Origin of the sequence: Polaribacter marinus (assembly GCF_022662535.1) — a bacterium.
In the GTDB taxonomy this organism is placed as follows: domain Bacteria; phylum Bacteroidota; class Bacteroidia; order Flavobacteriales; family Flavobacteriaceae; genus Polaribacter; species Polaribacter marinus.
The window spans coordinates 37,006-50,225 of record NZ_JAKQYM010000011.1; the positions used below are offsets into that span (position 1 = coordinate 37,006).

General features: G+C 31.0%; 12 protein-coding genes. 1 reads left to right on the plus strand and 11 read right to left on the minus strand.

Translation table 11 applies throughout. The features are described from left to right. Positions 1-2: 2 nt before the first annotated feature. The 11 genes from MC378_RS13475 to mraZ all read right to left on the minus strand — a co-directional run bounded on the left by MC378_RS13475 (position 3) and on the right by mraZ (position 12,230). Positions 3-728 carry a cell division protein FtsQ/DivIB gene (locus MC378_RS13475; RefSeq protein ID WP_242179293.1) on the minus strand — a complete coding sequence of 242 codons (726 nt, stop codon included), beginning with the start codon at positions 726-728 and terminating at the stop codon, positions 3-5. Next, entirely contained in the window at positions 718-2,070 is a 1,353-nt protein-coding gene (murC, locus tag MC378_RS13480; protein WP_242179294.1) for a UDP-N-acetylmuramate--L-alanine ligase, read from the minus strand. Before murC ends, MC378_RS13475 begins: the two co-directional genes overlap by 11 nt. Continuing rightward, positions 2,067-3,161, minus strand: coding sequence for an undecaprenyldiphospho-muramoylpentapeptide beta-N-acetylglucosaminyltransferase (gene murG / locus MC378_RS13485; RefSeq protein ID WP_242179295.1), 1,095 nt, complete (start codon positions 3,159-3,161; stop codon positions 2,067-2,069). The genes murC and murG overlap by 4 nt, the downstream gene beginning before the upstream one ends. Then, positions 3,145-4,329: an FtsW/RodA/SpoVE family cell cycle protein gene (locus tag MC378_RS13490; RefSeq protein ID WP_242179296.1), complete on the minus strand. Its 1,185-nt coding sequence runs from the start codon at positions 4,327-4,329 to the stop codon at positions 3,145-3,147. The genes murG and MC378_RS13490 overlap by 17 nt, the downstream gene beginning before the upstream one ends. Positions 4,330-4,472: 143 nt before the next feature. After that, complete coding sequence (murD, locus tag MC378_RS13495) at positions 4,473-5,807, minus strand: UDP-N-acetylmuramoyl-L-alanine--D-glutamate ligase (protein WP_242179297.1); 1,335 nt, start codon at positions 5,805-5,807, stop codon at positions 4,473-4,475. Continuing rightward, positions 5,808-7,034, minus strand: coding sequence for a phospho-N-acetylmuramoyl-pentapeptide-transferase (gene mraY, locus MC378_RS13500; protein ID WP_242179298.1), 1,227 nt, complete (start codon positions 7,032-7,034; stop codon positions 5,808-5,810). Position 7,035: 1 nt separating this feature from the next. Beyond that, complete coding sequence (locus tag MC378_RS13505) at positions 7,036-8,502, minus strand: UDP-N-acetylmuramoyl-L-alanyl-D-glutamate--2,6-diaminopimelate ligase (protein WP_242179322.1); 1,467 nt, start codon at positions 8,500-8,502, stop codon at positions 7,036-7,038. A gap of 1 nt (position 8,503) precedes the next feature. Next, on the minus strand, positions 8,504-10,468 hold the full coding sequence (locus tag MC378_RS13510; RefSeq protein ID WP_242179323.1) for a penicillin-binding protein: 1,965 nt from the start codon (positions 10,466-10,468) through the stop codon (positions 8,504-8,506). 59 nt (positions 10,469-10,527) lie between these two features. Continuing rightward, positions 10,528-10,857, minus strand: a complete 330-nt coding sequence (locus tag MC378_RS13515; protein WP_242179299.1) for an FtsL-like putative cell division protein — start codon at positions 10,855-10,857, stop codon at positions 10,528-10,530. Positions 10,858-10,867: 10 nt separating this feature from the next. Beyond that, the gene (gene rsmH / locus MC378_RS13520) at positions 10,868-11,776 is read right to left on the minus strand and encodes a 16S rRNA (cytosine(1402)-N(4))-methyltransferase RsmH (RefSeq protein ID WP_242179300.1); all 909 of its coding nucleotides are present in this window, start codon (positions 11,774-11,776) and stop codon (positions 10,868-10,870) included. Beyond that, entirely contained in the window at positions 11,763-12,230 is a 468-nt protein-coding gene (mraZ, locus tag MC378_RS13525; protein WP_242179301.1) for a division/cell wall cluster transcriptional repressor MraZ, read from the minus strand. The genes rsmH and mraZ overlap by 14 nt, the downstream gene beginning before the upstream one ends. A 206-nt stretch (positions 12,231-12,436) precedes the next feature. Between mraZ and MC378_RS13530 the strand changes: the two genes are divergently transcribed. Next, entirely contained in the window at positions 12,437-13,201 is a 765-nt protein-coding gene (locus MC378_RS13530; protein ID WP_242179302.1) for an alpha/beta fold hydrolase, read from the plus strand. Positions 13,202-13,220 lie beyond the last annotated feature (19 nt).

The window sequence follows — 13,220 nt, forward strand, 5'->3', positions numbered from 1 at the left end:
ATTTATTTTGCGCACACAACTTGGTTGTGATATTTTAAATTAATCGTTTTATAATTCTGAATCGTTTTATCTTCAAATGTTTTGTTATAAAACGCTTTTAACTTCTTAAATTTTATATCAAGCTCTGTTAATTTTCCGAAATTAATTTTATAACCTCCACTTCTCACGGAAAATTGATACTCATCCTCTCCAAATTTCTGCACACTAACAATTTCTTTTTTAAGAAAATCATCTTGTAAAATAGCAGAAATTAATGGTTTAATTTGGTTGATTTCTTTGTCATTATTTATTCCAAAAACCAACAAAACTCTTGCTGAATGATTATCAGACAAAGGAACCTTTACTCCTTGTTTATCAATATAATAAGAACCTTTTTCATTTAGAATTCTTGCTATTGGTGTGCGCTGTTTTACAATCGCTTTTACAGTCCCATCAACCGTTAAAAAAACCGAAGCTTTTTCTACATAAGGGTTTTTTAAAACATTATTCTCTAAACCGTATAAATTTATCACAGATTTTGCTTGGTTTTGTATGGTTTCATTATTTTGTATTAACAATTTATTAACCATAGAATGTGATAAAAAATTATTGTCACCTGCCTCAAATTCCACAACAATATTTGTAACTTTCTTATTAAAATTTCTTTTAGAAGAAAAACCATACAAAAAGCCTAAACTTATTGTTAACACTACAAATAACAGGTATTTTAAAATCCTCTTAAATCTCATTTTTACGGGTATTTAAAAAATGTTTTGTAACCTCTTCTATCATAACACCAATGTCTCCAGCCCCCAACATGGTAACCACTTTTGCAGATGAATTATTAATATCTTTTAGTAAATTATTTTTTTTAGACATTTTTTTCTGCTTACTATTAATCTTACTCAACAGCCACTCTGAATTTACCCCTTCAATAGGTAATTCTCTTGCGGGATAAATATCTAACAAGATAACTTCATCAAATTTTGATAAAGCAGCAGCAAAATCATCAATAAAATCTTTTGTTCTAGAAAATAAATGTGGCTGAAAAACTACTAATACTTTTTCATTAGGATACATTTCTCTAACCGAATTTTCTACAGCATTTATTTCTGTTGGATGATGTGCGTAATCATCAATTAAAACAAAATCATCTGTTTTAATTTTATATGAAAATCTTCGTTTCACTCCCTTAAAAGAAGCCAAACTTTCTTTTATTTTCTCTAAAGAAATTCCATAAACATCTGCCATTGCTAAAGCCGCTAAAGCATTCATAACATTATGTTTTCCTGGTAAATGGAATTCTATATTTTTTATTGTTGTTGATGGAGTTTGCACATCAAAAACATATTTTCCACTTTCAATTTTTAAATTAAATGCTTTGTAATCTGCCTCTTCATTTACAGCGTAGGTTAAGCCTTTTAAAGGCAAGCCTTTTGCAACAATTAAAGTGTCTGAAACTTTTTGCGCAAATTCTACAAACGATTCTGTTAAACTTTCAGAATCTCCATAAATATCTAAATGATCTGCATCCATAGAAGTTACACATGCAATATTGGGTGCTAATTTTAAAAAAGATCTATCAAATTCATCTGCTTCTACAACGCTAATTTTGTCTTCACCTAAAATTAAATTCGAATTGTAATTTTCTGCAATACCTCCTAAAAATGACGTTGCATTTTCTTCTTGCATTATATGTCCTAAAATAGAAGAAGTAGTGGTTTTTCCATGCGTACCTGCAACAGCCAAACAAAAAGTGTTTTCTGTAATTTTACCTAAAACTTCGGATCTTTTTAGAACTGTAAAACCATTTTCTATAAAGTAATTTAATTCTGCATGGTTCTTAGGAATTGCGGGTGTATATACAACTAAAGTCTTTTCGTTATTTAAAAAAGGCAAAGGAATTTCTTTTACAGCATCTTCATAATGAATTTTTGCTCCCATTTTCTCTAGCTCTTTAGTGAGTAAAGTTGCCGTTTTATCATAACCCGCTACCTGTTTTTTATTTACAACAAAATAACGCGCAATAGCACTCATACCGATGCCTCCTATTCCGACAAAATAAACGTTATGTATACTCTTTAATTTCACCCCTTTAATAACTTTTCAATTTCATTTACAATATCTGTTGTTGCACTTGGCAAGGCTAATTCTTTTATATTTTCTGATAAATTTTGTCGTTTCCCTTCATCTTTTATCAATGTTTCAAAAACAATAGGAAACGTATCCAATTCACTTTCTTTCAACAAAATAGCAGCGTGTTTGTCTGCAATAGATTTAGCATTTTTTGTTTGATGATCTTCTGCCACATTTGGTGACGGAATAAACACCACTGGTTTTCCAACAATACACAACTCCGAAACCGAACTTGCACCTGCTCTAGAAATTACAATATCAGAAGCAGCATATGCAAAATCCATTCTATTTATAAATTGATGCACTTGCACATATTTTAGCGCATCATATTCTTTATACTCATCAAAATATAATTTACCACATTGCCAAATAATTTGAATTTCTTGACTCTTAAAAAACTCTAAATTACTTTCTATCAATTGATTAATCCTTCTTGCCCCTAAGCTTCCTCCTAAAATTAAGACCGTTTTCTTTTCACTATCTAATTTAAAAAAAGTTTTTCCTTCTTTTGTTTTAGAATGAATAGACAACAAATCTTGGCGAACAGGGTTTCCTGTTTTCACAATTTTATCAATAGGAAAAAAACGCTCTAAATGATCGTAAGCAACACAAATTCTATTTGCTTTTTTACTTAACAGTTTATTAGTGATTCCCGGAAAAGAATTCTGCTCTTGTATTAATGTTGGAATTCCTTTTCGATTTGCCATCATTAAAGTTGGTCCACTTGCAAAACCACCTGTTCCAATTGCTACATTTGGTTTAAACTTTCTAATAATTTTTGAGGCATTCCATAAACTACTAATCAGTTTAAAAGGAAATAATAAATTAGTTATCGTAAGTTTTCTTTGAATACCAGAAATCCACAAACCTTTAATTTGATATCCTGCTTGTGGAACTTTTTCCATTTCCATTTTATCTTTAGCTCCCACAAACAAAAAATTTGCATCTGGAAAACGCAGCTTTAATTCGTTTGCAATTGCAATTGCTGGATAGATGTGTCCACCTGTTCCTCCTCCAGAAATTAGTATGTTAATCGATTGTTTCATGCAAAATATCTAAAGGGTTATCATCTAAAATATCTTCTTCGGTTTCTTGTTTTGATGCACTTACACTTAAAATCATCCCCAACGCAAAACAGGTCATCCAAATAGAAGTTCCTCCGCTACTTATTAAGGGCAACGTTTGCCCGGTAACAGGAAACAAATTTGTAGCAACTGCCATATTTATTGTAGCTTGAAAAATAATTGGAAAACCAACACCAAGTACTAATAACGTACCAAAAATTGTAGTTGTTTTTTTAATAACAACAAAAATTCTGAACAGTAATAAAAAATATATTGATATAATTATAACGGCTCCTAACAAACCATATTCTTCTATAATAATTGCAAAAATAAAATCTGATGAAGATTGTGGTAAAAAGTTTTTTTGCACGCTTTTTCCTGGACCAAGACCTACCGTTCGGCCTGTTGCAATGGCTATTTTGGCTTTTTCAACTTGATACGCTTCTTTAGCTCCATCACCAGAAAAGCTCTCAATTCTATTTTGCCAAGTTTGAACTCTATTTGGCATTGCATCTGGAAAAGCTTTTGCTACTAATACAAAAAATGCCAATCCAACAATTCCTGCCCCAATTATAAAACCAATATATTTTAATGGATAACCTCCAATAAAAACAAGTAATAAAATCATTGAAAAGATAATGGCCGTGGTAGAAAAATTTGCAGGTAAAATTAGTATTAAAACAGCTCCAACCGGTAACCAAAGTTGTAACAAACTCTCTTTAAAATTAATTTTCTTTTCTTTATTTTTTGCTAAATACCTTGCCACATATACCATTAACACCAAACCTGCCAAAGTAGATGTTTGAAAACCAATACCTGCAAAACGAATCCATCTACTAGCATTTGCGCCGCCTATTGTGGTTCCTTGTGCTAATGTAACAACCAATAAAATAATAACTACAGGTAACATCAATACAGAACCTCCAGAAAAATACCTGTATGGAACTTTATGAACTCCATAAATTATTGCAAAGCCCATTATTAATAAAACCATGTGCTTAACTAAATACCCTAAAGTAGATCCTGCACCCACAACATACACCAAATTTGTACTTGCACTATACACAGGCATAAATGAAAATATAGCCAAAACAGCAACAATTGCCCAAATGGTTTTATCTCCTTTTATATGTTGAAAAATGGTTTTCATTATTCTATTCTAATTTCTTCCAAAGAAGGGAACACACTATTGTATTTTCTCTTTTACCCTTATTTTTATTTATCTTATTTTTTTACTCATCTCTATAACCTGTTAATTATTTCAATTTTAGAAAGGCTGTAATGAGATGTTTTTTATAGATTTTTCACCGCATTCTTAAATTGAATTCCTCTGTCTTCATAATTCTTAAACAAATCGAAACTTGCACAAGCAGGTGAAAGCAAAACAGTTTCACCTCTTTCTGCCAATTTATGAGAAACTTTAACGGCTTCTTCAGCTCCAACCGTTTCGACAATAATATCAACCACATTGCCAAAAGTGTTTTTAATTTTTTCATTATCAACACCTAAGCAAACAATTGCTTTTACTTTTTCTCTTACCAAAGGAAGTAAATCATTATAATCATTTCCTTTATCTACACCACCAACAATCCATACAGTAGTTTTATCCATGCATTCTAAAGCATAAAAAGTAGCATTTATATTTGTTGCCTTAGAATCGTTGATATACTCAACTCCCTTAACTTTAGCCACCTGTTCTAATCGGTGTTCTGCTCCTTCAAAATCTTCTAAGCTTTCTTTTATAACTTGCCTTCTAGCTTTTAATAATTGTGCAGTCATGGTTGCTGCCATTGCATTTTTAGTATTGTGCTTTCCTTTTATTGTTAAAGTTGATAGTGGCATATTAAATATATCTTTATTAATGTTGATTATTATGTTGTTTTTTCTAATAAAAGCACCAAATTCTAATTCTCTTTCAATAGAAAATGGAATTAATTTTGCTTTTGTTTTATTCTTTTTTAACCAATTATTGATAGCTTCATCATCCGCATCATAAATTAAATAATCGGTTGTTTTTTGATTTTTTGTTATTCTAAATTTTGATGCTATATAATTATTAAAATCATACTCGTATCTATCTAAATGATCTGGCGTAATATTGGTAATTACAGCAATATGTGGAGCAAAATCTTGAATCCCGTCTAGTTGAAAACTACTTAATTCTAAAACATAGTTATCAAAATCTTGTTCTGCCACTTGTTGCGCAAAACTATCTCCAATATTTCCTGCAACTCCAACATTAAAATTGGCATTCTTTAAAATATGATACGTTAATAATGTTGTTGTTGTCTTTCCATTTGAGCCAGTAATTCCAACAATAGTTGCGTCTGTAAATTGAGCTGCAAATTCGATTTCTGAAATAACAGAAATTGAGTTTTTTTTCAATTTTTGAATTAAGTCAACTTTATCTGGAATTCCAGGAGATTTCATGACTACATCTGCATTTAAAATTTTGCTTTCTGTATGATTGTTTTCCTCAAATTCAATTTTATTATTTAAAAGAACTTCTTTATACTTTTTAGCTATTTTTCCTTTGTCAGAAACAAAGATGTCATACCCTTTTTTCTTACCTAAAATAGCTGTTCCTACACCGCTCTCTCCTCCACCAAGAATGACCAATCTTTTCATTTATCTTAATTTCAAGGTAACAATTGTAAATACCGCTAGCAAAATTCCAACAATCCAAAAGCGAACAACAATCTTACTTTCATGATAATTTAACTTCTGATAATGATGGTGTAAAGGCGACATTTTAAATATTCTTCTTCCTTCACCAAATCTTTTTCTGGTATATTTAAACCAAGAAACTTGCATGATAACTGATAAGTTTTCTATTACAAAAATCCCTGCTAAAACTGGTAACAATAATTCTTTTCTAACAGCAATTGCAATAACTGCTATAATTCCTCCGATTGTTAAACTTCCTGTATCCCCCATAAAAACTTGAGCAGGGAAAGTATTATACCAAAGAAAACCAATTAAGGCTCCTGCAAAGGCAAGAATAAAAACAGTCATTTCTCCAGAATTTGGGATATACATTACATCTAAATAATCTGCAAAAACAATATTTCCAGAAACCCAAGCAAACATAGCAAGTGTTATCACCATAATTGCAGAGGAACCCGCTGCTAAACCATCGATTCCATCTGTTAGGTTTGCCCCATTAGAAATTCCCGTTACTATAAAAACAACAATGAAAATGAAAACAATCCAACCATATTTTTCATAGCCATCACCCAAGAAACTTAAAGCTTTAGAATAATCTAATTCGTTATTTTTAAAAAAAGGAACTGTAGTTTTTGTAGACTTATGAGCATCACCAAAAACCATTTTTTTTCCGCTTTCATTAACAATTTGCTGATTGCTAGGTAATTGTTCTTTTATGGTCACTCCATCATTAAAATATAACATTGAGCCTACAATAATCCCTAAACCAATCTGACCCAATACCTTAAACTTACCGCTTAAACCACCTTTGTCTTTTTTGAAAACTTTTATATAATCATCTAAAAAACCTATTAACCCCATCCAAACCGTAGTGATGATCAAAATAATTACATAAATATTATCTAATTTTGCTAATAACAAAACTGGAATTAAGGTTGCAAAAATAATGATGAGTCCACCCATTGTTGGGGTTCCTGACTTTTGTTTTTGTCCGTCTAAGCCTAAATCTCTTACCGTTTCACCAACTTGTTGTTTTCTTAAAAAATCGATAATTCTTTTACCATAAATTGTTGAAATCAATAATGACAAAATAAATGCGGCAGCAGCTCTAAATGTGATAAACTGAAACAATCCAGCTCCAGGAAAATGCGTTTGACTTTCTAAATATTGAAATAAATAATACAGCATTCTAGTTCTTTTTTAGTTGATTAAAACAATTCATTACTTCTTCTAAATCATCAAAATGAGAGCGAACTCCATTTATTTCTTGGTAATTTTCATGCCCTTTTCCTGCAATAAGAATAATATCTGCAGTTTTAGAAAACTTACATGCTGTTTTAATAGCCTGTTTCCTATCTAAAACCGTTAACGTTTTCTTGTAATTTTCTGGAGAAACGCCTACTTCCATTTCGTCTAAAATCGTTTGAGGATTTTCTGTTCTTGGATTGTCAGATGTAAAAATTACTTGATTACTTAATTGTGAAGCAATCTGAGCCATTTTTGGTCTTTTAGTCTTATCTCTATCACCTCCACACCCTACAACTGTAATTACATTTTCGTTTCCTGTTCTAATATCATTTATTGTTTCTAATACATTTTTTAATGCATCTGGTGTATGTGCATAATCTACAATTGCTGTAATACCATCTTCAGAAATCACGTATTGAAACCGACCACTAACACTTTCTAATTGACTAACAATTGTTAAAATTTCTAGTTTTTCTAAGCCTAATAATTCTGCCGTAGCAATAATTGCCGTTAGATTGTAAATATTAAAAACACCTATTAGTTTTGTCCAAACTTCTGTTCCATCAACATTTATCAATGTTCCTGATAGTTGTTTCTCTAAAATTTTTACTTTAAAATCTGCCAATGTTTTTAAAGCATAGGTTTTCTTTTTAGCCTTCGTGTTTTGCAACATAAAGTCACCATTCTTATCATCAATATTTGTTAATGCAAAAGCAGATTTTGGTAAAGCATCAAAAAATGATTTTTTAATATTTCTATATTCGGCAAATGTTTTATGATAATCTAAATGATCATGAGATAGGTTGGTAAAAATTCCTCCTGCAAATGTTAAGCCTTCTGTTCTTTTTTGATGAATTCCGTGAGAACTCACTTCCATAAAACAAAAATCTACACCTGCATCAATCATTTTATCTAAATACAAATTGATTGTTACAGAATCTGGTGTTGTATGCGTTGCCTTAAATTCGGTTTCATCAACTACAATTTTTACAGTTGAAAGCAAGCCTACCTGATAACCTGCTTTTTTAAATAATTGATACAACAGTGATGCAATCGTTGTTTTTCCGTTTGTGCCTGTAACACCTATTAACTGTATTTTTTTAGATGGATTTTCATAGAAGTTAGAAGCCATAATTGCCAAGGCAACATTTGCATCAGCAACCTGAACATAAGTAATTCCTTCTTTTTTATTTAACGGAAGATCTTCACAAATAATAGCAATAGCACCTAAAGAAACAGCCTTCTCTATATATAAATGACCATCAACAGAGACTCCTTTTTGAGCCACAAAAACATCCTTCTTTTCAATTTTTCTTGAATCGAAAACAAGTTGATTCACATCAATATTTGTATTACCAAAAACTTGACGTATAGAAACCTGATATAATATGTCTTTTAATTTTTTCAGTTTAGGATAGATTTAAAATAATTGTTTCTCCTTTTTTTAGTTTTTCTCCTTTTTTTATGGATTGAGATTTTACCCTACCAATACCAGAGATTTTCACTTTTAACCCAATATTTTCTAACAACGAGAGAGCATCCATACTAGACATTCCTGTAACATTTGGAACTTTTGTATAACTTTTATTTAATTGCTGATCGTATTTTGAATATTCATTATCTATAGATGCAAATTGTGTTTTATCATCTACAGATTGGTAATCTATTGGAGTAGTCGTATAAATTTTCTGCGCAATTTCTTTAAACACAGGTCCTGCAACCGTTGCCCCATAATATCCTTTTTCTTTCTTTGGATCATGAATTACAACTATGCATGAATATTTAGGATTATCCGCTGGAAAAAACCCTGCAAACGATGCCACATAATGTTTTGTAGAATAATGCCCAGCAATCGTTTCTCCTTTTTCATTTTTATGTCTTGGAATGTATTTTTTAGCAGTTCCTGTTTTACCCGCCATAGAAAAATTAGGCGAATATATATTCTCTGCAGTTCCCTTAACAACTACATTTTCCATCACTTTTCTTAGTTTTAACAGCGTTTCTTCTGATGCTATTTTAGGGTTCACAACCTCTGTTTTGAAAACTTTTTCTACTTTTTCCTGTCTTCTTAATTCTTTTATAAATCTTGGTTTAACCATTACCCCGTTATTGGCAACAGCATTGTAAAACATTAAAGTTTGCATTGGCGTTATTGAAATTCCATATCCCCAAGACATCCACTCTAAAGATATTTTGTTCCATCTTTTTTTGTCTTTTGGATTTGGTACATAAGGAACCCCTTCTCCTTTAATAGAAAACCCTATTGGCTTTGTAAAACCATATTCTTCTATCTTATCATAATATTTTTGAGGATTATTGTCGTAATGCTTTTTAATCATTTTTACAATTCCTACATTGGATGATACTTCAAAAACCCTAGCCACAGAAATTTCACCAAAACCACCTCTATGAGAATCTTCAATTTTTCTATTATGTATGAATATCTTTCCTTTTTCTGTATCAATTACAGTTGATGTATCCACAACTTTATCATCTAAAGCAATCATTAAACTTGCTAGTTTAAATGTAGAACCGGGTTCATGACTTTCCCAAACCGCATAATTCCTTTTCTCGTAATATTTTCCTTTAGAAGTTCTTCCTAAATTAGAAATTGCTTTAATTTCTCCCGTAGCCGTTTCCATAACAACTGCACAACCATGATCGGCTTCAAAATACTCTAACTGACTTAACAATGCATGATGTGTTATATCTTGAATATTTACATCTATCGTTGTAATAATATCATGACCATCAATTGGCTCTTTTTCATTAACATCATTAATAGGTTTCCATTGATTTTTTGCTATTTTTTGTTTCCAACGCAAACCATTTTCACCTTGCATATAATCTGCAAAAGCACCCTCTATACCAGCTTCACCTCTAAAATCGTCATAACCAATAGTACGTTCTGCAATTTTACCAATAGGATGAGCACGCACTGTTTTATGTTCAGCAATAAATCCACCACCATAAACTCCCAATTTAAAAATTGGAAATTTTTTCATTTTTAGATAATCATTATAACCAATGTTTCTTGCTATTAACAAATACCTGTTTCTTCGCTTTTTTGCCGATCTTAATTTTCGCTGATAATACTCAGGAGAATTTCCTAACATTTTAGAAAGTTCTTTAGATAAACCTGCGATATTTTTTTCAAAAACTTTATCATCAACTGCAACAACATCCATTCTAATCGTAAACTTAGACATTGATGTTGCCAACAAATTTCCATCTGCAGCATACACATTGCCTTTATTGGCGTAAACTGTGTCGTGTTTAATTGTTAACTCCGTAGAAAGTTTTCTGTATTTTTCTCCTTGATAGTATTGAATATTTACAACCCTTACAATTATAGCCAGCAAAAAAAGCGTCATAAAAGCAGCTACCAAGTAGAATTTTGTAAGTATGCTTTTTTTCTGAGTTGCCAATTGTTTTAATCTTTAATAGTTACTTTTATTTTTTTTGGAGGGATCTCTGATGGTTGTAATCCTCTAGTTTTTGCTTGTTCTCTGATATTCGATTCCATTTTCATTCTCATTAAAATAGTACCTGTATCTACATATTCTGCTCTTAACTCTCTTTTCTTTTTATTTAACTCTGATATTTTTATTACTTTCTTATCAGCACTATGTGCACTGGAAATCATAATCAGTAAAAGTGCAACTACAAAAATTATTATCCGCCAGTTTTTAAAAGCAGATTCATCATCTGTAAGGAAACTTCCTCTTAGAAAACTATAAACTCCTTTTTTTACTTTAGACATTGTTGTGCTTTTACTTTTTTGGTGATTTTAATTCTGCGATTCTTAATTTAGCACTACGCGCTCTATTGTTTGTTTTAATTTCTTGCGAATTTGGCACAATCAACTTTCCAACTTTTTGTAAAGGCACATCACTATTTCCAAATACATCCTTTTCTGGCTCACCACGAAACAAACCTGTTCTTATAAATCTTTTCACCAACCTATCTTCTAACGAATGGTAAGAGATTACACTTAATCGACCGTCTTCTTTTAACAGATTAGGAACTTGTTCCAAAAACTCTCTTAAAACATCTAGCTCTTCGTTTACTTCTATTCTTATTGCCTGAAATATCTGCGCCAAAATTTTATGTTCTTTTGCTTTTGGCAAGTATTTTTGCAACAATTCTCTTAATTGAAAGCTTGTTTCTATTTTTTCATTCTCCCTAGACTCAACAATTGTTTTCGCTATATTTCTAGAATTTCTTAACTCACCATATAAAAACAATATTTCAGCCAATTTTTCTTCCGAATAATTATTAACAATTTCTTTTGCAGAAACTTTCGATTTTTGATTCATTCTCATATCTAAATCACCATCAAATCGAATAGAAAAACCTCTTTCAGCTTCATCAAACTGATGAGATGACACACCTAAATCAGCTAAAATTCCATCAACTTTTTTAACCCTATGAAATCTTAAAAACCTAGAAATAAAACGAAAGTTTTCCGGTATTAAAACAAAACGTTCATCATCTATAACATTCTCTAAAGCATCTGGATCTTGATCAAAACCAAACAATTTTCCGTTTTCACCCAATCTTTTCAAGATTTCTCTCGAATGACCTCCGCCGCCAAAAGTTACATCTACATAAACACCATCTTCTTTGACATCTAATGCATCTACACTTTCTTGTAATAAAACTGGACTATGATAATTCATCTACTTCTGTGTTACCCATTACTTCTTCAGCCAAATCTGCAAAATCAATCGCTGCATCATCAATTGCTTTTTCGTACTTATTTTTATCCCAAATCTCAATAATATTTACTGATGATGACATAACAACCTGCTTTTGTATTCCTGCAAAATCACATAAATCTTTCGGAATTAAAATTCTTCCAGAAGCATCTAATTCTACTATTTTTACACCCGCAGTAAACCTTCTTATAAAATCATTATTCTTTTTTACAAATCTGTTTAACTTGTTGATTTTCTCCATCATTAAGCTCCATTCTTTCATTGGATACAATTCTAAACAAGGCTGAAAAACAGCTCTTTTTACAACAAAACCTTCTTGCAATACAGAAGACAGCTGCTTTTTAAACGCCGATGAAAACATCAACCTTCCTTTAGCATCTGCTTTACACTCGTATGTACCAATTAGGTTTACCACTTAGAAAACAATTTTATAGATATCAAAAATATACAAAATTTACCACTTTTTACCACTTTTTACCACATTGTTAATAAAAACTCAGCTTTCCTTTTAATAAAGCGAGTTTTCTCATTGTTAAGAAGATAGAAATCTAGTTTTTTAAAAGAATAACTATGTTATAAAAAAGAATTACATTTGCGTTTAAGTGAAATGAAAAATAATCAATGACTGACAAGTTAATTACAGAAGGAAAATTTACATATGCAGAAGCAGGAGAAGGATCTTCAATCATTGTTTTACATGGGTTAATGGGAGCTTTAAGTAATTTTGACGCTACTTTTAATCATTTTTCTAACAATGGCTATAAAGTTTTAATTCCAGAATTGCCTTTATACTCTCTACCCTTATTAAAGACCAATGTTAAAAACATGGCTAAATTTTTGTACGATTTTATTGAACACAAAAAATTAGAAAATGTAATCCTTTTAGGAAATTCGCTTGGAGGACATATTGGTTTATATTTTACAAAACATTATCCAGAAAAAGTGGGTGCATTGGTATTAACCGGAAGTTCTGGTTTGTACGAAAAAGCTATGGGAGATAGTTTCCCTAAGAGAGGAAATTACGAATACATTAAAGAAAAAACCAGAGCTGTTTTTTACGATCCAGAAATTGGAACAAAAGAAATGGTAGACGATGTCTTTAAAATTGTAAACGATAGAAGTGCTGTTATTAGAACTTTATCTATAGCTAAAAGTGCCATTAGACATAACATGGCAAAAGATTTACCAGAAATGAAGCAACCTACTTGTTTAATTTGGGGAAAACAAGACACTGTTACACCTCCAGAAGTAGCAGAAGATTTTAATAGATTGTTACCAAATTCTGATTTATTTTGGATTGATAAATGTGGGCATGCTGCAATGATGGAAAAACCAGAAGAATTTAATAAAATTCTTCTAGACTGGTTTATCTCTAAAAAGATATAATTCTCTTAACTGAGAATTT